The 19,416-nt window shown below is 57.8% G+C and carries 21 protein-coding genes and 1 tRNA gene; 6 read left to right on the plus strand and 16 right to left on the minus strand.

Features of this window, described 5'->3' with window-relative positions; all coding sequences use genetic code 11:
* The 7 genes from BM036_RS20090 to BM036_RS09705 form a co-directional block, all read right to left on the minus strand.
* The coding region (locus BM036_RS20090; RefSeq protein ID WP_177185973.1) for a helix-turn-helix domain-containing protein at nucleotides 1–200 on the minus strand (200 nt) is incomplete at its 3' end.
* Between the two features lie 98 nt (nucleotides 201–298).
* Nucleotides 299–559 carry a hypothetical protein gene (locus tag BM036_RS09680; protein WP_091851032.1) on the minus strand — a complete coding sequence of 87 codons (261 nt, stop codon included), beginning with the start codon at nucleotides 557–559 and terminating at the stop codon, nucleotides 299–301.
* Nucleotides 560–1,126: 567 nt separating this feature from the next.
* Nucleotides 1,127–1,567 (minus strand): DUF2787 family protein, encoded by a 441-nt coding sequence (locus BM036_RS09685; RefSeq protein ID WP_091851035.1) that lies wholly within the window; start codon nucleotides 1,565–1,567, stop codon nucleotides 1,127–1,129.
* Between the two features lie 76 nt (nucleotides 1,568–1,643).
* On the minus strand, nucleotides 1,644–2,165 hold the full coding sequence (locus BM036_RS09690) for a hypothetical protein (protein ID WP_143066592.1): 522 nt from the start codon (nucleotides 2,163–2,165) through the stop codon (nucleotides 1,644–1,646).
* A gap of 9 nt (nucleotides 2,166–2,174) precedes the next feature.
* A complete protein-coding gene (locus tag BM036_RS09695) occupies nucleotides 2,175–2,483 on the minus strand; it encodes a YkvA family protein (protein ID WP_091851041.1) in 309 nt (102 codons plus the stop codon).
* On the minus strand, nucleotides 2,476–2,838 hold the full coding sequence (locus BM036_RS09700; protein WP_091851044.1) for a hypothetical protein: 363 nt from the start codon (nucleotides 2,836–2,838) through the stop codon (nucleotides 2,476–2,478). The genes BM036_RS09695 and BM036_RS09700 overlap by 8 nt, the downstream gene beginning before the upstream one ends.
* Nucleotides 2,839–2,880: 42 nt before the next feature.
* Complete coding sequence (locus tag BM036_RS09705) at nucleotides 2,881–4,059, minus strand: site-specific integrase (protein WP_091851047.1); 1,179 nt, start codon at nucleotides 4,057–4,059, stop codon at nucleotides 2,881–2,883.
* A gap of 373 nt (nucleotides 4,060–4,432) precedes the next feature.
* Between BM036_RS09705 and BM036_RS09710 the strand changes: the two genes are divergently transcribed.
* Nucleotides 4,433–4,972 carry a lysozyme inhibitor LprI family protein gene (locus tag BM036_RS09710; protein ID WP_091851049.1) on the plus strand — a complete coding sequence of 180 codons (540 nt, stop codon included), beginning with the start codon at nucleotides 4,433–4,435 and terminating at the stop codon, nucleotides 4,970–4,972.
* Nucleotides 4,973–5,208: 236 nt separating this feature from the next.
* Here the strand turns inward: BM036_RS09710 and BM036_RS09715 are convergent, their stop codons facing one another.
* The 5 genes from BM036_RS09715 to BM036_RS09735 all read right to left on the minus strand — a co-directional run bounded on the left by BM036_RS09715 (nucleotide 5,209) and on the right by BM036_RS09735 (nucleotide 10,100).
* The gene (locus BM036_RS09715; protein ID WP_091851052.1) at nucleotides 5,209–5,751 is read right to left on the minus strand and encodes a hypothetical protein; all 543 of its coding nucleotides are present in this window, start codon (nucleotides 5,749–5,751) and stop codon (nucleotides 5,209–5,211) included.
* A gap of 572 nt (nucleotides 5,752–6,323) precedes the next feature.
* Nucleotides 6,324–6,399, minus strand: a tRNA-Phe gene (locus tag BM036_RS09720).
* Between the two features lie 121 nt (nucleotides 6,400–6,520).
* Nucleotides 6,521–6,793 carry an oxidative damage protection protein gene (locus BM036_RS09725; RefSeq protein ID WP_091851056.1) on the minus strand — a complete coding sequence of 91 codons (273 nt, stop codon included), beginning with the start codon at nucleotides 6,791–6,793 and terminating at the stop codon, nucleotides 6,521–6,523.
* Nucleotides 6,794–6,843: 50 nt separating this feature from the next.
* Entirely contained in the window at nucleotides 6,844–7,908 is a 1,065-nt protein-coding gene (gene mutY, locus BM036_RS09730; RefSeq protein WP_091851059.1) for an A/G-specific adenine glycosylase, read from the minus strand.
* Entirely contained in the window at nucleotides 7,905–10,100 is a 2,196-nt protein-coding gene (locus BM036_RS09735) for an AsmA family protein (RefSeq protein ID WP_091851063.1), read from the minus strand. Before BM036_RS09735 ends, mutY begins: the two co-directional genes overlap by 4 nt.
* A 190-nt stretch (nucleotides 10,101–10,290) precedes the next feature.
* Between BM036_RS09735 and BM036_RS09740 the strand changes: the two genes are divergently transcribed.
* From BM036_RS09740 to hisF, 5 genes are all read left to right on the plus strand, one after another.
* Nucleotides 10,291–10,752: an SRPBCC family protein gene (locus BM036_RS09740; RefSeq protein ID WP_091851068.1), complete on the plus strand. Its 462-nt coding sequence runs from the start codon at nucleotides 10,291–10,293 to the stop codon at nucleotides 10,750–10,752.
* 109 nt (nucleotides 10,753–10,861) lie between these two features.
* Entirely contained in the window at nucleotides 10,862–11,455 is a 594-nt protein-coding gene (hisB, locus tag BM036_RS09745) for an imidazoleglycerol-phosphate dehydratase HisB (RefSeq protein WP_091851071.1), read from the plus strand.
* Between the two features lie 33 nt (nucleotides 11,456–11,488).
* Complete coding sequence (hisH, locus tag BM036_RS09750; RefSeq protein WP_091851074.1) at nucleotides 11,489–12,130, plus strand: imidazole glycerol phosphate synthase subunit HisH; 642 nt, start codon at nucleotides 11,489–11,491, stop codon at nucleotides 12,128–12,130.
* Nucleotides 12,131–12,324: 194 nt separating this feature from the next.
* Complete coding sequence (hisA, locus tag BM036_RS09755; protein WP_091851077.1) at nucleotides 12,325–13,065, plus strand: 1-(5-phosphoribosyl)-5-[(5-phosphoribosylamino)methylideneamino]imidazole-4-carboxamide isomerase; 741 nt, start codon at nucleotides 12,325–12,327, stop codon at nucleotides 13,063–13,065.
* 10 nt (nucleotides 13,066–13,075) lie between these two features.
* Nucleotides 13,076–13,849, plus strand: coding sequence for an imidazole glycerol phosphate synthase subunit HisF (hisF, locus tag BM036_RS09760; protein ID WP_091851081.1), 774 nt, complete (start codon nucleotides 13,076–13,078; stop codon nucleotides 13,847–13,849).
* A gap of 323 nt (nucleotides 13,850–14,172) precedes the next feature.
* On the opposite strand, the gene BM036_RS09765 is transcribed toward hisF, so the two are convergent.
* The 4 genes from BM036_RS09765 to gpmI all read right to left on the minus strand — a co-directional run bounded on the left by BM036_RS09765 (nucleotide 14,173) and on the right by gpmI (nucleotide 19,225).
* Entirely contained in the window at nucleotides 14,173–15,009 is an 837-nt protein-coding gene (locus BM036_RS09765; RefSeq protein ID WP_091851084.1) for a divergent polysaccharide deacetylase family protein, read from the minus strand.
* Nucleotides 15,006–16,355 carry a S41 family peptidase gene (locus BM036_RS09770; RefSeq protein ID WP_091851087.1) on the minus strand — a complete coding sequence of 450 codons (1,350 nt, stop codon included), beginning with the start codon at nucleotides 16,353–16,355 and terminating at the stop codon, nucleotides 15,006–15,008. Before BM036_RS09770 ends, BM036_RS09765 begins: the two co-directional genes overlap by 4 nt.
* 121 nt (nucleotides 16,356–16,476) lie before the next feature.
* The gene (locus BM036_RS09775; protein WP_091851090.1) at nucleotides 16,477–17,649 is read right to left on the minus strand and encodes a murein hydrolase activator EnvC family protein; all 1,173 of its coding nucleotides are present in this window, start codon (nucleotides 17,647–17,649) and stop codon (nucleotides 16,477–16,479) included.
* 22 nt (nucleotides 17,650–17,671) lie between these two features.
* Nucleotides 17,672–19,225 carry a 2,3-bisphosphoglycerate-independent phosphoglycerate mutase gene (gpmI, locus tag BM036_RS09780; protein ID WP_091851093.1) on the minus strand — a complete coding sequence of 518 codons (1,554 nt, stop codon included), beginning with the start codon at nucleotides 19,223–19,225 and terminating at the stop codon, nucleotides 17,672–17,674.
* Nucleotides 19,226–19,416 lie beyond the last annotated feature (191 nt).

Genomic DNA, 19,416 nt, shown 5'->3' on the forward strand with positions numbered 1-19,416 from the left:
AGCTTTCTGGGTTGCCCGGGTCTTGGTGCATCCTGAAGACCGCTCAGGCCCTGTTCGGTGTAACGATTACGCCACTTGAATACCGTGGCCGTCGTGGTTCCCAGTCGCTCAGCAACGACTTTGGGTGATTCACCGGCATTCAGGGCCAAAACGATTCGCGCTCGCAGAACGAGATTCTGACTCAGCGTGCTTGTTCGCAACCAGCTTTCCAACTCCAGTTGATCGTTTACCGTAAGATTAAAGGGAGCTGGTTTCCGGGCCAAAACAGAGTCTCCAAACTCGTGAATAATAGCTCGAATTATAGCATATATGCGCTTAGGAAATACCCGGACGGAACACTAGCGATACCGCCGGAACATCCACCGGCACTACCTCGCTTTTTAATAGCTTCAAGTACCCAGAGTACTTCTTGGGCCTCTTCTTGGGTAAGCTGCTTTATTCGCTTTTCACCCGCCATGATCGCTTGGTAATTCTCAATGCCGCGCCGCATGTCCGCATGGGTACCGATTGGAAACGATAACACCGTGCAAACTAACAACAACTGGGTAATCCTACGCATCCTTGCTCCTAAAACACTGTAACAATATGGTTCAGGCCTTATAGCGCTTTCCACTAACGCCTTGGGTTCTTGAAAAAATTAGACTAACCAAATAGCCCTTAGCAAATTATCTGACCGGATTGGAAGAACCCCATTATTAACGCCTTGTACTAGTTAAAAAATCCATAACACTATTGGTCCGAGAAACGGCGATGTCGGGGTTCAACGACGCCGGTCGCCACAGGAGGCGGAAGGAGCGACACCATAACCGAGTTGTCGGATGATCACTACGATCCCTTATCCCGAATATGGATAAGTGTAGCGTAAGAATACGTAGCCCGCACTAGCGGGGGCGTCACCGGCTGAATGGCAAAAGGAAGACTGCTGAGTAGGGTAAACAACTGCGCGGCTATGTAATGGAAAAGGAAGAATCAAAGTGCCAGGGATTTAAAGTACCTCGCGCTCCCACCAGTTCTATCGTCCAGCAGCGCCATCAGGCCCTGAGCTGCATGCGCTGCCACCAAAAAAGTCAGGATAGCCGGAGCTGCCAGCAGGCAGCTCCGGTCCATTTCACGACCCGGGACCCGGTCAACGCCGTTCCGGGTGGATCTCAACTTCAAAGACGCCCATCCGATGGTAGCTGAGGAAGTTGACCTCAAACATCTCATACACCGGCACGGCGTCGGCAATCGGGATGGGGACCCTGTCGGAGCCCTCGAAGACGCCCTGCTGGATATCGAAGTCCAGCTCCTTCGCCAGTTCCGACATCCAACCCACGCCCACATAGGCGAAGTCAGTGAGGTAGTCGATGGTGAACCCGGCTGTTACTCGGGAGAGTCGGATTTCCACCGGGTGATACCCGCCGTGTTCGGGTGAGTAGCCAGGATCCCGGAAGTTGAACGTCAAGGCTTCGATGTTCACCAGATCCCTGTCGGTTAGATGGTGCTTCTCAGCCTCCTGGTACAAGACGTTGATCAGTTCCTGGGAGACGGGCACAGGTAACCCGTCCGTACAAATCGGCAGTTTCATAATGTGTACCTTTAGTAAAAAGAGGGGAGGAGGGAGTTCAGGCTTTTCGGGTATGCATGCCTGGGGCTGGCAGGGCTCAGCCCCACGTTCTGTTGAGCACCTTCTCGGCTTTGTCGTCGAAGTCCGCCGTCAGGGCATGGAGGAAAGCCTTATCACCTTCCGGCTGGATCAAGGCGAGTTCAGGTGACCGAAGAATCGCCGCCAAAAAGCTGGCGTTATTTGACGACTTGCCCAGGATGCAGGGCTTCAAGGCCTTCGAGCCAAACGGCCCGTCCGGCAATGCCCGCAAGGTTTCGATAACCGATTCGAGGTTAATCCATTCCTTGGTATGCAGGCCACCGCCGTCGTTCCCGGTGATCCGCAGGTAGAGGGCGCCGTCCTCTTTCTGGCGAGCCAGCTGGAAGTAGATATTGCCTTCGGCTTTCGGGTTGAGCTTGGCGGCCACACCCCGCCCCAGGACCATAGAAAACCCGTCGTCTTGGGGGTTTTCCGGCGATGAAGACTTCTGTGCGGATAACTCGGGTGTTGGCTTGGAGGCGGAGGACTCAGGGGGAGCATCAGAGCCTTTCTTCAACGACTTGGTCGGTTTCGGGGACATGGTTTTCTCCTAGAGGTTATCCAGCATCTGCTGGGCGTGACTGCGATGATGTGGTTTCAGGGACGAGCCCAACTTGGTGATGGCCGCAATAACCACCACCAGGTCATCGGCATATCCCGCCAAGGGCGTGAGGTCGGGAATGGCGTCGAACGGATTGACCAGGTAAGCGAGGGCGGCTACCGCGAGCGCTTTGGCCGCCACTGGCACATCTCCGTCGATGATGAGCGCATAGAGCAGAAGGCCCCTTCTAAGCAGGCCTTCGATACAGCGGACCTGCTTCAGCTTGCGCCAGAGTTCGGCGTGGTTGAGTTCAGGCATCGGATATCTCTTCAGGTAGTAATGGGTGATTTACCGGGCAGAGCACATAGAGGCCGGCCCCAGCGTCATTGACGATCGCGACGGTGATGATGTGGGTGGTGCCCAGGGACTCTGTGAAATCCGGGTATAGCAAGGCCATCTCGACAGATTGGCTGAGAGGGCCAAGCGCGCCTGCCTCGCTGGTCGGATCGTCGGTGGGATCGAGAATGATCAGGCTGCCGCCGTAGTCATCCCAGAACCGCCTGGCTTCATCCTCGGTCGGAAAAGGCGATATTAGCGCCTTCAATAACTGGATGCGCAGGGCGTCGGGCAGGCCCAGGTCGACAGATCCGGGCCATGCTTGAATCATTCGCATGGGTTCACTCCTTAATAGAGAGGGGGGTAAAGGTTCGAGGGGTTATTGGACGAGTTGGGCCATTCTCTCGCTGGTGTCTCGCTGACGATCAACGGTGAGCTTGGCGTAACGCTGGGTGGATTGAAGAGACGAGTGAGCCAGTTGGGCCTTCACGTCATAGATTGAGCAGCCAGCCGACACCAGGTTGCTGGCGACTGAGTGGCGGAGCGTGTGCAGGACGATGTCGTCTACGTCCTCGATGCCGGCACGCAGCAACATCTGCCTGAAGGACTTTCGGCAATTCGTTAGCGGCTTTCCGGGTTTGCGACCGGGGAAGATGTGAGGATTCCCAGGTACTCTTGGCAACCCTTTAAGGATCTCCAGTGCCATATCGGACAGATAGACCACTCGGCTTTTGCCGCTCTTGGTCATGGGGATGAACAGCGAGCGGTCAGCCAGATTAAGATTGCTCCAAAGAGCCGTTCGAATCTCGCTGTTACGACAACCGGTGATCGCCAGCATGGCGACGAAGCCACCAATGAAGCGGTCCTCAAAAGCCAGGGCAACCTGAATCAACCGTTTCAGCTCCTGGGCGTCCAGGAACCGAGTTCGGGCGTTGTCCTCTCGAAGGAGCCGAATCTTCATGGCCTCGTTTGCAGACACGACATCGAGACGCACTGCGGACTGCCCCATCGTTTTCAGGATGGCGAGGACCCGGTTGCAGGTGGCTTCTGATAACGCTTCCCGGTCCTTCGTCGGGGCATTAAGGAAGAGCTGGAGCTGCTGGACGTGGCTGGCCCGCAGCTCGTCATAGACGATGTCTCCAAGAGCTGGTTCGATATGGTCCCGGAATCGCTGTGCGTCGCGATTCCAGGTTCGTTTGTGCTTCTTCTGCATGGGAAGGAAGGTGTGCCAGAAGAATTCGGACACCGTCGGCCTCAGCCGAAGCGCATCGTGCTCCTCTTTCGGGTCCCGGCCTTCCGCCAGCAGGGCCCTGTATTGTTGGGCAGCCTTCCGGGCAGCAGCCACATCAATATCCGGAAACTTGCCCAGGGCGATACTCCGCTTCCGACCCCGGTAGACATACCGCAGCAGGAACCGCTTTCGTCCGGACTTGCCAGAGAGACACTTGAGGCCCGTGATTTCCGAATCGGAAACTTCCAGGTCGGTTGACGAGGCTGATGCCGGGTTAGCAGGTAGTGCCCGAATCCGGGCGTCGGTGAACTTGAAATGCTTGTCCATTTTATTCTCCAGATCGTGCATCCGGAGAGATGATATGTGCTTGATTGTGGGGTTAGATTCGGCGCGGCGCGGGGCAGGGAGGTGTATAGCGCCTGGGAGGGACCAGAAAGGGGCCGGGACGGAACCCGGAGCAAGGGAAAAGCGCTGCCGGTTACCATTTTTCAAAGAAGTCTGTACCGTTTACATTAGGCTGTGAATCTATTGCTCCAGTTTTTGCAGAAGATCGCATTTCTTACTACATTAATGGATATTCACCCGTGCATAATTACTTTCCATTTTGGATTTCACTCCCCCGAACGGGTGTTAGGGTATTCATTGTGTTCAGTTCTCTGATCTGATTTAAATTAAAACCAAATTAGTGGAGATATAGATTGTGGTAACCCGAGTAGTGCTTATCTTATTGGCAGTTTTTATACTCCCCTTGATTGCCCTCCCGTTAAGGGCAGAGCCCTCTTCAGATGCTGAAGTTCAGGGCCAGGAATCGCTATACAGAAAAGTCGATGATTTCCCATATTTGTCTGAATTCGAAAGCGTAAGATCATTCGATAAATACATAGATGACTACGAAAAAGAGTGCATAGATAAAACATATGGCAATACTAAAGCTATTCCATGCTTTGTAGGTTACGAGCTTTGGGATCGAGAGCTTAATAAGTACTATAAGATTTTAATGAGTCAGCTTTCAGAAAACCAACAGGAGATCCTAAGGGAGTCCCAGCGAGTGTGGCTTAAAAATAGGGACAGGTCTATTGAGTTTAACAGTGCCCTGCTAGACATGAAATACGACAAAGCTGAAGGTACCATCTATAGCGCAATGAGAGCCAGCGACAGCGCAAGTGTTATTCCTGCAATAATAAAACAGCGTGCACTTTTGCTCAAGCAGTGGGCTCAGATGGTTGGGGCAGAGAACTGATATGAGAAGCCTACACGAATTGCTCTGGAAATCTAACGGAATCATTGAGATGTAAAGAGAAATAAATGGTTTACTTGGAGGAGGGGGTCAAACCCACTCTAGGATAGTATGATCAGGCTTGGGTCGGGACGCTATAGAGCGTCGCCAATTCACGGAGAAGGTCCTTGTGCGAAAAAGTCCGGTTACTCACTGAGAGGGTGTTATATAGGTTTTTGGTTATCCATCCCTCCAGATCTTCAGCCAGACGACTCGACACCCCATACCTTTACTACTCTATAACTGAAATCATTGTTTTCGATATCGTTTGTATCGAAAAGATTGGTTTTTACCTCAACTTTGTTGTCTGTAGTTTTTGGTTGAATTCGGATATACCCGGTTTCTGCAGAGACTTTGCCCTGATAAGAGGCGTCGGTAAATTTCATTTCAATTTCAAGGTTGGTTATTATGAAATTTGTTGTGTTGTTGTCAATGATGAGTTGGTGAACCCCGTTCTCGCCGAATCGGAGAGATGTAGATACCCGCATCGCTGTTCGTAAATCAGACTCATCGCCAAAATCAAGTGCTTTCTCGTGACGCTTGTCACAGGCTTTTTGGGCCTTGGTAGATGCTACAAACGAATTCCAGTCTGCCAGATCTTTTAAAGCAATTTGAGATTCTACCTCGTCAATACATTCTGAATGCGATTGCAGATTAACTAAATCTTGGCCAAAAAAGCCTATAGCGATGCCAAGTAAGCCCGCAGTAACGGCTACTCCGATAATTATTATTTTATGCGGCAAGAAAAGCTCCTTTTTTATCATGAATGGCTGATAATAGTGACGATTATTTTATGAGAAAATGTGTCGCCGCTAGCTTGAAATGGTTCGGGTCAGTAAGGGTTTTAATATGAAGGCCTGTTCGCCCCCCTCAGTGCTCCGTATAGTTTCTCAGAATAAGCGAGTTATCGCCATCAGCGTCCAGTACGATCCCAGTTGCCTGAATATTATACAACCGCACCAACTAATAGTCGCGTGAACGGGTTCGTGCTCGATCAAGAGGCTTGGGTGCCGGTCGGGGCCGGGACCAGAAGGGGACCGGGACGGACCGGAACCGGGAGGTGTTGGGGCTCAGGAGTGATGGAGAGTTTTGGTGTTCATTGGAGGGCTGTGCGCACCAAACGCGCAACTCGGCCGGACCGGGGATGGACCGGGGCGACCAATTGCTGGCGGATGGAGGAAGGTGCGGATGCGTCGTTCGGGAGGAGGGGCGGCCATCGCTGCAGCCCAGGTAAACCGGGCGCTAAGCGAGCATTACCAACGCAGGAGCCAGAAACAACAAAGCCCGCACAAGGCGGGCTTCGTCTGAATTCTAATGGTGCCCGGAGGCGGAATCGAACCACCGACACGGGGATTTTCAATCCCCTGCTCTACCAACTGAGCTATCCGGGCAAGTTGCAGTACTGCTGTGCAACGGGGCGCTATTAAACCGGTTTAGAATCACTGAGTCAAGGCTGCCTGAGAAAAATTTCCCGGTGTTCGGCGGGGCTGGGCAAACCTTGATCAGTCAGGGTTATTGCTCCGGCGGAACATAGCCTTCGGCCTTGTCGAAAGGCTCGTTGTTGAAGAAGCGCTCCATCTGCGCCTGGAGGTATTTGCGGGTGTTCGGGTCCATCAGGCTCAGGTGCTTTTCGTTGATCAGCATGGTTTGCTGGGCCTGCCATTCTTCCCAGGCCTGTTTGGAGACGTTCTCGTAGATTTCCTGTCCCCTGGCGCCGGGCATGGGGGGAAAGTTCAGGCCTTCCATCTCTTTCTGGTATTTGCGGCAGAATACGGTGCGGCTCATGGGCGCTCCTCTTTACCTTGAATGTTTCGGTTTTGCGGGATGATAACAGATCAGAGCAGGGTGGCCTGTTCCGGGTTGGTCAGCAGGGATCTCACCGGGGCGGGCAGGCCAAGTGCAAGGGCTTCGTCGCGGTGCAGCCAGCGGTGGGTGCCGGGCTCCCTGATGACCTGGCTGTGTGCAACCTGGAGCCTCGCGGGCTGGATATGCAGGTGGTAGTGACTGAAGGTATGGCGGAACCCGGTGATCAGGTCCGGCTGGCTGCAGGTGAGGCCGAATCGCTGCTCGCAGGCTTCTTCCAGTTCTTCGGCGCCGTAGGCCGGGTCAAGTTCTGGCAGGCTCCAGAGGCCGCCCCAGATACCGCTGGGCGGGCGCTGCTCTAACAGGATCCGGCCCTCGACGTCTTCCAGGATCAGCATCCAGGTGGCCTTCTCGGGCTTTGCCTTTTTGGGCTTACTTCCTGGGTAGAGGGTAACCTCGTTGCGGGCCCTTGCCTCGCAGCCGCCTTGCAGCGGGCACTCACCACAGGCCGGGCGGCTGCGGGTGCAGACCATGGCACCCAGGTCCATGATGGCCTGGGTGTAGTCCCGTGCCCGGGTGTGTGGCGTGTGCCGCTCGGCATGGGCCCACAGGGCATTGAGCGTTGTGGTCTGCCCTGGCCATCCGGGCACGGCGTGGTAGCGGGCCAGTACCCGTTTTACGTTGCCATCGAGGATGGCGGCCCGGCGATCCCATGCCTGGGCGATGATTGCAGCCGCGGTTGACCGGCCAATTCCGGGAAGTGCTTCCAGCTTGTCCTGGTTGTCAGGAAACTCCCCGCCATGATCTTCCATGACCTGGACAGCGGCCTTTTGCAGGTTCCTGGCGCGGGCGTAGTAGCCCAGTCCTGACCAATGGCTGAGAACGTCATCTGCTGGCGCCTCCGCCAGGTTCTGAACAGTGGGGAAACGCTCCATGAAGGCCTGGAAGTAGGGTATTACCGTGGTCACCTGGGTTTGCTGGAGCATGATCTCCGACACCCAGACCCGGTAGGGTGACCGGTCCTGGTGCCACGGCAGGTCGTGCCTGCCGTGTTTGTCATACCACTCGAGAAGGCGTTCGGCGAACCGGTCGGTCATCGGTTAAACAGGCCCCGGATAGCATCCTTCACTTTTTCGCCGTCTTCTCCCTGCAGGCGTTCGTCGATCTTTTCGCGTACCTTTTCCTCTGCCTTCTCGCGGGCGCGCTCGGTTTCTTCCTGGACCTTTGCCCGGGCAGCATTGGCGGCAATGTCCTTGAGGGTATCGCGGAAGCGGGAGCCGTCGAAGGAGCACATGCCCGCCGGGTCTTCGGTGAAGTTGCCTCGGCACTCCACAGGGATAACAACGTTTTCGACGTACTCGGTGACCCGGCAGGCTTCGTCACGGTGGATCTCGCCGACGATGCGAAGGCCCGCCTCGTAGTCGATTTCGGAGGCGGCCATGTCCACGGTGCCATTACCTTCCAGGCGCATGCCGGCGAGGGCGGCGACGAGGTCGGTGTTGTCCAGTGTGTTGCCGTTGATCTGCAGGGTGCCCTTCATGTCATTGAAGGGCGTTGTCTGCCCCCAGTCGGTGGTGGTCAGTTGTTCCTGGTTCACCAGCGCGATGCCCTGGCAGGCCATGCGGGTCAGGTTCATCCGGGTGAACTGGCCTTCAGCCAGGTTGAAGTTGACGGTACCGTCGGCGTTCTGGCGTAGCACTGAGATCCGGTTGCCCTGGGTGCTGGCGTCAATGTTGATATTGGCAGCCCCTGCCAGCATGTCCATTTCGGCCAGGTCCTGCAGCAGTGGCTGGGTTTCCACACCGGATACCTGGGCCCTGAGTCGCCACGACGGGTCGTCACTGCGGGCATCGATATTGACGTTGGACTGGAAACCGCCATCGTACAGCTTGCCGCTGAAGTCACTCAGGCTTACCTGCCCGTTGGAGGCGTCGATCGACGTATTGATATCGGTGATGGTCAGGTTGCTGATGATCAGCTCACCCAGGCCCAGGTCGATGTCCAGGTCAAGCCCGCGGAGTGTTTCCAGGGGGAGCAGATCGCTTTCAGCCCCTGCACTTGCCGGTGCTCCGCTGGTAGATGGTTGGGTTGCGCCGGTTTCCTCTGCCGGCGGAGGCAGGTAACGGTCTGCGTTCAGGGCATCGCCTTTCAGTTGGAAGGCAACGGCGCCGGACTCGATGTTGTAGCGGGCACCGCCATTAAAGGTGGTGTCGTCCAGTAACATGGTCAGGTCGGACAATTCTGCCACACCCGCCGGGCCAGTGAGCTTGGTGCTCAGGGAGAGGCGGTTGAGTACCTCCGGATCCGTGGTTTCGACCTCATCCATGCCGAGGGTCTGCATCAGTTCCCGCAGGGAGAACTCAGCCACGGCCAGGTCACCGGTCACCTTGGGCTGGGCGCTAAAGCCCTCCACGTCCAGGTTGGTAGTCAGCTCCAGGTTGGCAAGGGTGGCGCGGAAATCGTCGAGACTGGCAGTTTCGTTTTCCAGGTTGGCGGCCGCGCCGCCGGTAATCCGGGCCTGCAACGTGCGGTCGCCAAAGGCCTCACCGGACAATCCGAACTTGGCATCCAGACCGTTTACCGCAAACTCTGTCAGCGCTTCATTTGCGGTCAGGCGGGCGGAGATGTCGCCATTGACGCTCATTTCCGGCTGGCCGGTATTGACCAGAAAGCCTACTTCCAGCGGAAACTCGGAGCCCAGGGCGATCTGGCTGGCCAGCAGGCTGAAATCCTGCAGTACCACGGACTGCCCGGTGGCCATGTCTTCATACTGAACGCTGGCATCGGTGACGCGGATTTCCTCCACTGCGAAAGCCAGGACATCACCGGAATCGCCGCCGTTTGCTGCAGCCTCCTCCTGAGCGGCTTCCGCCGCGGCCTCGTCGGCGCTGGGCGTTTCGCCTTCCGGCAGTATGCGAGTCCAGTTCCCGGTACCATCTTCCGCTACGGTCAGGCGGGCGTCGAGGCCGTCCAGTACGAAGGTGTGAACCTGCGGCGACATGGCAATCAGCGACCAGAAATCCACCTGTGCGACCAGTTGGCGCAGTGCCACGAAACGCTCACCATCCAGCGTGGCTTCAACGTCATTCAGCTCAAGGCCCAGGGGGAACAGTGACCAGCCAATATCGCCGGAAAGATCCAGGTCCAGGTTCGTCTTCTGCTCCACCACTCGCTCAATCTGGGGCTTGTAGGCGTTCGGGTCGATGACAAACACCGCGACGGCAACCGCCGCAATCGCCAACAGAATCAGGCCAACAATGGCAAAGATGATGTAGCGGACAGCTTTCATGGCAAGGGGTCCTTTCTGGTCTTATCCGGTAAGCGCACTGGAATCTGTAAGTGGGCTACTGTTTCAAGCCTAACGCACAGATTACAAATTAAAAGTGCTCCAAGTATGACAAAATGGCAGGGTTTCGCCACAATAGGAAGCCTACCGGCACCTGATAAAAACCGGCCGAACAATACTGGAGGACACAGGCGTGGCTTTTACCGTTTCCATTGAACTGAACCGCGAGATCGAGCTGGCCGCTTCTTTTGACGACGCGTTTGCGCTGCTGTCAGACGTGCCCCGGTCGGTCAGTCACTTTCCCAAGGTGGACCGCCTGGTGGATCTGGGCGACAACACCTATCGCTGGGAAATGGAAAAGATCGGTGTCGACAAGTACTCCATCCAGACGGCCTACGCCTGCCAGTACCATGCGGACAGGGGTGCCGGGAAAGTCAGTTGGGTGCCGGTAAAAGGCGAGGGCAACGGCATCGTCGCTGGCAGCTGGACCCTGAGTGCCGTTGATGCCCAGACCACCCGTGCCCGCTTCCAGACCTCTGCCAAGCTGACCCTGCCACTGCCAGGCCTGCTCAAGATGGCCATCAGCCCCGTGGTGAAACACGAATTCAACGGTCTGGTGGATACCTACATGAACAATCTGAAGAAGGCATTCTGAAGCGCCTTTGGCTATCGTCGCCATAGTCCTTTAAACGGGACTCTGTCCGGGCGAACGGGTATAATTACGCCCTTGATTCAACGCTTGCTTGTCAATTTCCGGAGTTTTCATGGCCGCTCGCAAGGCTCGGGTAGAACGAAATACCCTTGAAACCCAGATCACCGTCGAGATCGACCTGGACGGTACTGGCAAATCCAGTTTCGATACTGGCGTGCCCTTCCTCGAACACATGATGGACCAGATCGCCCGCCACGGCCTGGTGGACCTGACCATCAAGTCTACTGGTGACCTGCATATCGACGACCACCACACCGTCGAAGACATTGGTATCACCCTTGGGCAGGCCTTCAAACAGGCCGTGGGGGACAAGAAAGGCATTCGCCGTTACGGTCACGCCTACGTACCCCTGGACGAAGCCCTGTCACGGGTCGTCATCGATCTGTCTGGCCGCCCTGGCCTGGCGATGGATGTGCCTTATACCCGTGCGTCAGTGGGCGGGTTTGACGTGGACCTGTTCGAGGAATTCTTCCACGGCTTCGTCAACCACTCCATGGTGACCCTGCACATCGACAACCTGAAGGGCAAGAACACCCACCACCAGATCGAAACCGTGTTCAAGGCCTTCGGACGCGCCCTGCGTATGGCCATTGAAATGGACGAGCGCATGGCAGGCATCACACCGTCTACCAAGGGGTCGCTCTGAGCGGTCCCTGCTGATTGCAGGATTGTTCCACCGATGAATACCGTCGCCATCATCGACTACGGCATGGGAAACCTCCATTCCGCCCGCAAGGCCGTGGAGCACGTCGCCCCCGACGCCCGCGTGTTAGTCACCGACAACGCTGACCAGATTCGCGAAGCCGACCGGGTCATCCTCCCGGGCGTCGGCGCCATCCGCGACTGCATGGCCGAAATGCAACGCCTGGGCGTGGACGAGCTGGTTCGCGAAGTCTCCGTCGATCGCCCGTTCCTGGGCATCTGCGTGGGCATGCAGGCCCTGATGTCCCGCAGCGAAGAAAACGGCGGCGTGGACTGCATCAACCTGTTCGACTCCCAGGTACGCTTCTTCGGCGAAAACCTGGTCGAAAACGGTGAACGACTGAAAGTCCCCCACATGGGCTGGAACCAGGTCTGGCAGACCGTCGACCACCCCCTGTGGCACGACATCGAGGACGGTGACCGTTTTTACTTTGTGCACAGCTACTACGTGGAGTCCGCCGGCAACGACGCCATTGCCGGCCGCACCCACTACGGTGTCGACCTTGCTGCGGCGGTCGCCAGAGATAATATCTTTGCTGTCCAGTTCCACCCGGAAAAAAGCGCCCGGGCGGGTCTGCAGCTTCTTAAAAACTTTACTGGCTGGTCAGGAAAAAACTGAACGCTGCTGGGAGGCCCGCACCCAAGCGGCGATCCGGTGGGTGGTAGCCCTTTCCGGGACCTTCAAAAACAGGGATGTTTTTGAAGAGCCTACACGGACGTATTCACGGCGTGTCCCGGAAAGGGCTACCACCTGCCGGAGCGCGGACGGCGAACTCCCTAGCCCCAGAGTCAGAGTTAAAGGAACAAAAAGCGATGCTCATCATCCCCGCTATCGACCTCAAAGACGGCAAATGCGTACGCCTGCGCCAGGGCAAAATGGACGACTCCACCGAATACGGTGACGACCCCGTCGCCATGGCCGACCGCTGGGTCGACTCCGGTGCCCGTCGCCTCCACCTTGTGGATCTCAATGGCGCCTTCGCCGGCGAACCCGTCAACGGCGAAATCGTTCGCGCCATCGCCACCAAATATCCCAATTTGCCCATCCAGATCGGCGGCGGCATTCGATCCGCGGAAACCATCGAAGCCTACCTCAAGGCCGGCGTGCAGTGGGTCATTATCGGCACCAAGGCCGTCAAAGAGCCGGAGTTCGTCACAGAAATGTGCAAACAATTTCCCGGCCACATCATCGTCGGCCTTGACGCCAAGGACGGCCGGGTTGCTACCGACGGCTGGGCAGAAGTCTCCGAAGTCATGGCCACCGACCTGGCCAAACGATTCGCCAACGATGGCGTCGAAGCCATCGTCTACACCGATATCAGCCGCGACGGAATGATGCAGGGCGTTAATGTTGAAGCAACAGCTGCGCTCGCGGAAGAAGGCGGCATACCGGTCATTGCCTCCGGCGGTGTGACCAACATGGACGACCTCAAGCGACTGGCAACCGTGGCGGACAAGGGTATCCTCGGCGCCATTACCGGCCGGGCCATATATGAGGGTACCCTGGACGTATCCGAAGCCCAGGCTTATTGCGACAGCCTGAACAAAGCCTGAGGAGGGCAATATGGGACTGGCAAAGCGCATCATTCCCTGCCTGGACGTGGACAAGGGTCGCGTGGTCAAGGGCGTCAACTTCGTGGACATCCGCGATGCCGGCGATCCGGTGGAAGTGGCCCGCAAGTACAACGAGCAGGGCGCCGACGAAATTACCTTCCTGGATATCACGGCCAGCCACGAAAGCCGCGACACCACCTATGAAACAGTGGAACGCATGGCCGCAGAGGTCTTTATCCCGCTGACGGTCGGTGGCGGCGTGCGTACCGTGGACGATATTCGCAAGCTGCTCAATGCCGGTGCGGACAAGGTTTCTATCAATACCGCTGCGGTTTTCAACCCGGAGTTTGTCCGCGAAGCCGCCGAGCGGTTCGGCAGTCAATGTATTGTGGTGGCCATTGATGCCAAGCAGGTGAGTGGCGAAGGTGAGGAGCCTCGTTGGGAAATCTTTACCCATGGCGGGCGCAAGCCTACAGGGCTTGATGCCGTCGAGTGGGCTCGCAAGATGGTGGCCATGGGTGCGGGTGAACTTCTGCTGACCAGTATGGACAGGGATGGCACGAAGATCGGTTTTGATCTGGGACTGACCCGGGCGGTGAGTGATGCAGTGGTGGTGCCGGTGATTGCCTCAGGGGGTGTAGGAGAGCTTCAGCACCTGGCGGATGGGGTCACCAAGGGTGGTGCCGATGCAGTGCTGGCAGCTTCGATTTTCCACTTCGGGCAGCATACGATTCCCGAGGCCAAGGCGTTTATGAAGGCGCAGGGGATCGAAGTTCGAGAGTGATTTTTTTTGGCCACGGCCCTTCGACAGGCTCAGGGCGGACGGGAACAAGGAAAAGAACCTTTGGCCACGAAACCCGCGAAATCCTCTAAAACGTTTATTGCCACGGACACTCGCTGACTCTCACGGACAAAGACCTTTTTCCTTGTTCATGGCCCCGCCAAGGGGCGTCCGTGTCAGTCCGTGAGTGTCCGTGGCACAAGAATTTTAAGCTTTTCTTTTCGTGGTTTTGGTGGATTTCGTGGCAGAAATTTTTTATCCGTCCGCCCTGAGCCTGTCGAAGGGCCGTGTTTCCCGTGGCCAATACCCCTTGAGCTATTAGCCGATCAGTCTCTGTGGCTCCGGGCCACCGTCGTCACGATTTCCCGCTTCTCTCCTTCCGCAAACATCCTCCGGTTACCGTTCCGAATAGCCCAGATGCCGCTGACGGTGGCGACCGAGATACCCTGTTCGTCCAGTTCCGGCAGGGCTTTTTCAAGGTAGTCCACGGTAACCGTGTGGGGATGGCCGATGGCTATGGCGGTGCCGTTTTGGCGGGCCTTGCGGATCAGTTGCTGGAACTGCTGGTGGACGAATTCCTCGGTCTGTTCGTGGTCGAGGAAGACATCGCGGGTGAGGCTGGGGATGTTGCGGTCGGCCGCGACCTGGCCCGCTACGGTGGTGGCGATTGTGCGGCTGTCGACGAAGTAGAGCGGGTAGTGGTCCAGCTCCTCCATCACCCAAGCCATGGGTTGGGGCAACTGCGTCAGCAGGCTGCCCATGTGGTTGTTGACGCCCTGCACATGGGGAATGGCGTGGAGTGCCCGGCGCAGGGTATTTGTCAGTGTGGGCTTGTCCATGTCCGCGGTCAGTCCGCCGGCCCCGAGGCCGATACTGCGGGTGTTGTCCATGGGGGCGTGGAGCATGACTTCCTTGTGGTTGCGGTGCGCCAGCGTGGCCAGTTCGGTGGTGTGGCGCCGGTAGGGGAGGAAGGCCAGGGTCAGGGGCTGCTCCATGTTGATCAACCGGCGGCCTTCAAAGGCATTGGCGCCCATGTCATCAATGATGATGGCAATGGTGGGCTGTAAGCCCTCCACCGCTGGCGCTTCTTCGGTTGGTTCAGCAGCCCCCGGTGTTGCAACCAGCAGTAACGCCAGGGCCTTGACGGTAGTGCGTAGCCTCACTCTGCCCGGTCTCCCCGCCTGGTTAGAATGCCCAGTCCCTTGAGCAGGTTCAGGGCTGAGCGCAGCTGGTAGTCCCGGTCGATTTCGGGGTTACCGTCGCTTTCCCGGTCTTCCGGGCGAATGTCGCCTTCGCCGTTTTCCAGGTGGCCGCTCAGGCTGGCTTCGCTGAAGAAGGGTCCGCCTTCAATCTCGGTCAGGGTCGCCGGGCGTACCTCTATGTCCGGCGCGATACCCCTGGCCTGGATGGAGCGGCCGTCCGGGGTGAAATACCGGGCGGTGGTCATTTTGATGGCATGGGTTTCATCCAGGGGGATAACCGTCTGTACAGAGCCCTTGCCAAAGGACCGGGTGCCCATGACAACGGCTCGCTCGTGATCCTGCAGTGCGCCGGCCAGGATTTCAGAGGCGGATGCGGAACCGCCGTTGATCAGTACAACGATGGGTGCACCATTGGCCACATCGCCGGCCTTGGCGTTGAAACGCAGGCGGGAGCTCTGGATGCGGCCCTCGGTATAGACAATCAGACCTTCATCCAGCAGTGCGTCGGAGGTTTCCACGGCCGCCTGGAGGATGCCTCCGGGATTGTTGCGCACGTCGATGATCAGGCCGTCCAGGTCGCCTCCATGGTCTGCGATCAGTTCCTCGATGGCGTCCACGAACTGGCCGCCGGTTTCATCCTGGAACTGGGTAATGCGTACGTAGCCGTAACCCGGCTCCAGCATGCGGGACTTGATACTGGTGACCTTGATGATCGCGCGTTCAACATCGATTTCGATGGGGGCACTCTTACCGTCACGCATGATGGTCAGGGTCAGGATGGTACCTGGCTTGCCGCGCATGCGGGTGACCGCGTCCTGCAGGGTCATGCCCTTTACGGGCTCGTCGCCCAGCTTGATGATCAGGTCGCCGGCCTGCACCCCAGCCCTTTGCGCGGGGGTGTCATCGATGGGGGCGATGACTTTCACAAAGCCGTCTTCCATACCCACTTCAATGCCAAGGCCGCCGAACTCGCCGGTAGTGCTTTCTTCCAGGGCTTCGTATTCGGTGGGTTCCAGGTAGGCGGAATGGGGGTCAAGCCCGGAGAGCATGCCCTTGATGGCACTCTCCAGCAGCTTCTTGTCGGAAACCTCTTCCACGTAGGCTTCCTTGATGCGGCTGAAGACCTCGGTAAATTTACGGAGGTCATCCAGGGGCAGGGTAGCCTCTTCTTCGAACTGGCCGGAATGGGGAGACGATGCCTCTGTCGGCCGGGATTCCTGGGCAGTGGCAAAGGCGCCGTACAGGCAGGAAAGTACCAGCAAGCCGCCGAGAAGAGTGGTTTTACGACCTTGGATAACCCGTTTCATTCAGCATTCCTGTAGTAGAGGCTGGGTACTGCGACAGTACTCAGGATTCAGTATCTCGCCGGTCAGTATGGCGCCCCGGGAGACGTTTGTCAGCCCGGTTGGTCGCACACTAGTCATTGTTTTAACGGCGTTTGAGCCAGCCTGTGGGGTTCTGGGGTTTGCCGTTGTGACGCAGTTCAAAATACACGGCGGGATCAGTGGTGCCGCCAGTACGACCAGCCAGGGCGATGGTTTCGCCAGCCCGGACCCAATCGCCGGGGCTGGTCAGCAGGCTGGAGCTGTGGCCGTACAGGGTCATGTACCCTTCACCATGATCGATGATGGTCATCATACCGAAGCCCCGTAACCAGTTGGAGAAGACCACACGACCATAGTGTACGGCCTTGATTTCCGCCTCTTCTTCCGTGTTCACAAGGATACCGTTACGGCGCAGATGGCCCTGGGCCATGGAGCCACCGAATGCCGCCACCAGCCGGCCTTCTGCGGGCCAGGCCAGGCCGCCCCGGCGTTTACTGAATGGTTCCGTCTCAGTGGGAGAGGGGATGTTGGCGATGGCTTCTTCCACTTCTTTCAGCAGTTTCTCCAGCCGCTCCCTGTCGGCCTCCAGACTGCTGCGTTGATTCTGTCGGGCTGCAATATCCTGTTCCAGGCTGGCCAGGGTTTTCTCCCGTGTGGCCTTGCGGGCCTGAAGGGCCTGGTGGCGCTGCCCAGCTTCTTTCTCCAGGCGAACGACTTCTGCCTGGGCCTCCAGCTTGCGCTGACGGGTGGTCTCAAGCTCGGCAAGGGTGTTGTTGAAGGTTTCCAGGCGTTGCAGGTTATCGCCGCTGAGGTATTCGTAGTAGGTCATGGTGCGGGCGATTTCCTGGGGGTTTGCCTCGTTCAGCAGAACCTTGATGGCCGGGGCCTGGCCTTCCATCCAGGCGCCCCTGAGTTGCTGTTTCAGGGCGGAGCGCTGTTCCTGCAGGTTCTGGTCAAGGTCTTTTTCCTGCTGTTCCAGTGCTTCCAGCTCCCGGGCCTGCCGGCGGCGTCTGTCCTGAAGCTCACGGCGTTCCCGGGTAAGGCGGCTGATTTCCTTTTCGGTGCGCGCCAGGGTTTGCTCAAGCTCCGAGCGGTCCTCCTCAGCTTCCGAGAGCCATTCATTGATCTCCTCGATCTCTTCCTTGAGCGCTTTCACCTGGGCAGGGGTTACCTGCTCCTGGGCCTGTGCAGTGCCAGTGAGCAAAAACGCAAAAAGCGCCAGCCGGACTATTCCGGTGGCGCCTCTCACAGGTCTTGCGGTGGCATTAGCTGCCATCAGTAGCCGCCTCAATGGGCAATCAGTCCTGGCCGAGTTCGACCAGGCTGTGGCCGGTCATCTCTTCGGGCTGTTCCAGGCCCATCAATGTCAGCAGTGAAGGAGCGACATCGCTCAGGGCGCCGTCATCCTTCAGGGACACCCGGCGGTGCCCGATGTACACCAGTGGCACCGGGCCGACCGTATGGGCAGTGTGCACCTGGCCGGAGGATGGGTCGGTCATCTGCTCACAGTTGCCGTGGTCGGCGGTCACCAGGGCTTCGCCGCCTGCTTCGCCGAGGGCCTCGGCGACACGCGCAACGCACTGGTCGACGCATTCAGCGGCCTTGATGGCAGCATCCAGCTTGCCGGTGTGGCCAACCATGTCACCGTTGGCATAGTTGCAGATCACCAGGTCGTACTTGCCGCTTTTAATGGCTTCAACCAGCCTGTCGGTGACTTCCGGTGCGCTCATTTCCGGCTGCAGGTCATAGGTGGCCACCTTGGGGGAAGGCACCAGGATCCGGTCTTCTCCCTCGAACGGCGTTTCCAGGCCACCATTGAAGAAAAAGGTCACATGGGCGTACTTCTCGGTTTCGGCGATGCGCAACTGGGTCTTGCCCAGGGAGGAGGCATATTCACCCAGTCCGTTTTTCAGTTGCTCCGGCGGGTAGGCGCAGGAGGTTTTGATATCCGCCGCGTACTCGGTGAGCATCACGAAGTCCGCGAGGGCAGGGTGTTTGCGGCGTTCGAAGCCATCAAAATCCTGGTCGACGAAGGCGCGGGTCATTTCCCGGGCCCGGTCGGCGCGGAAGTTCATGAACAGCACCGCGTCACCATCATTGATGGTGGCGTCCGGTTCATTGTCGCCCTGAATGCGGGTGGCCTTGACGAATTCATCGTTTTCGCCCCGCTCATAGGCTTCATCAATAGCAGTCAGCGGGTCGGGGGCGATAAATTCAGCCTCACCGAGAGTCATCAGATTGTAGGCTTCCTCTACCCGGTCCCAGCGATTGTCCCGGTCCATGGCGAAATAGCGTCCGACGATGGAGGCAACCCGGCCAACACCCAGGGATTTCATCTTCGTCGCGGCTTTCTCCAGGGACGGGCGGGCGCTGCGGGGCGGCATATCGCGACCGTCGAGGAAGGCATGGATATACACCCGCTTTGCACCCTTGCTGGCGGCGAGCTCGGCAGCGGCAAGGATGTGGTCCTCATGGGCATGAACACCACCCGGAGACAGCAGGCCCATCAGATGGACGGCTCCATCGTTGGTAACGGCCCTGTCGATGGCAGCACACAGGGCCGGGTTTTCGTTGAAGGTACCGTCTTCCAGATCCTTGTCGATGCGTGTGAGGCTCTGGTAAACCACCCGGCCGGCACCCAGGTTCATATGGCCGACTTCCGAATTGCCCATCTGGCCCTGTGGCAGGCCCACGAACATACCTGAGGTGTTGATCAGGGTTTTGGGCTGTTCTGCCCAGACCTTGTCCCAGAACGGGGTGTTGGCCAGGCTGATGGCGTTGTCCTCGGCGGGGTCACGGTGGCCCCAGCCGTCCAGTATGATCAGTGCCGTCGTCTTGCGAGTGCTGGTCATTACTCAATCCGGTGTGGTTGTGGAGGGCCGGCCGCGGGCTCCGAGCACGCTCGGGAACCGGCTCCGGGGCCTCCGGGGAATTTGAGGGTGAATTCTAACCCGAATCCGGTGTTCCGGGCTATGGAAGCCGCCTTCTGTCCCCGGCAGAGGGTGTGTATAATCCGGCCAAATTATTCTTTCGGGACAGGTTC

Source organism: Marinobacter segnicrescens, from assembly GCF_900111555.1.
In the GTDB taxonomy this organism is placed as follows: domain Bacteria; phylum Pseudomonadota; class Gammaproteobacteria; order Pseudomonadales; family Oleiphilaceae; genus Marinobacter; species Marinobacter segnicrescens.

Bases quoted from the DNA above. Each gene is read 5' to 3' on its own strand.
- BM036_RS09680 (WP_091851032.1), bottom strand. From the start codon at position 559: ATGCGTAGGATTACCCAGTTGTTGTTAGTTTGCACGGTGTTATCGTTT.
- BM036_RS09685 (WP_091851035.1), bottom strand. From the start codon at position 1,567: ATGAAACTGCCGATTTGTACGGACGGGTTACCTGTGCCCGTCTCCCAG.
- BM036_RS09690 (WP_143066592.1), bottom strand. From the start codon at position 2,165: ATGTCCCCGAAACCGACCAAGTCGTTGAAGAAAGGCTCTGATGCTCCC.
- BM036_RS09695 (WP_091851041.1), bottom strand. From the start codon at position 2,483: ATGCCTGAACTCAACCACGCCGAACTCTGGCGCAAGCTGAAGCAGGTC.
- BM036_RS09700 (WP_091851044.1), bottom strand. From the start codon at position 2,838: ATGCGAATGATTCAAGCATGGCCCGGATCTGTCGACCTGGGCCTGCCC.
- BM036_RS09705 (WP_091851047.1), bottom strand. From the start codon at position 4,059: ATGGACAAGCATTTCAAGTTCACCGACGCCCGGATTCGGGCACTACCT.
- BM036_RS09725 (WP_091851056.1), bottom strand. From the start codon at position 6,793: ATGAGCCGCACCGTATTCTGCCGCAAATACCAGAAAGAGATGGAAGGC.
- mutY (WP_091851059.1), bottom strand. From the start codon at position 7,908: ATGACCGACCGGTTCGCCGAACGCCTTCTCGAGTGGTATGACAAACAC.
- BM036_RS09735 (WP_091851063.1), bottom strand. From the start codon at position 10,100: ATGAAAGCTGTCCGCTACATCATCTTTGCCATTGTTGGCCTGATTCTG.
- hisB (WP_091851071.1), top strand. From the start codon at position 10,862: ATGGCCGCTCGCAAGGCTCGGGTAGAACGAAATACCCTTGAAACCCAG.
- hisH (WP_091851074.1), top strand. From the start codon at position 11,489: ATGAATACCGTCGCCATCATCGACTACGGCATGGGAAACCTCCATTCC.
- hisA (WP_091851077.1), top strand. From the start codon at position 12,325: ATGCTCATCATCCCCGCTATCGACCTCAAAGACGGCAAATGCGTACGC.
- hisF (WP_091851081.1), top strand. From the start codon at position 13,076: ATGGGACTGGCAAAGCGCATCATTCCCTGCCTGGACGTGGACAAGGGT.
- BM036_RS09770 (WP_091851087.1), bottom strand. From the start codon at position 16,355: ATGAAACGGGTTATCCAAGGTCGTAAAACCACTCTTCTCGGCGGCTTG.
- BM036_RS09775 (WP_091851090.1), bottom strand. From the start codon at position 17,649: ATGGCAGCTAATGCCACCGCAAGACCTGTGAGAGGCGCCACCGGAATA.
- gpmI (WP_091851093.1), bottom strand. From the start codon at position 19,225: ATGACCAGCACTCGCAAGACGACGGCACTGATCATACTGGACGGCTGG.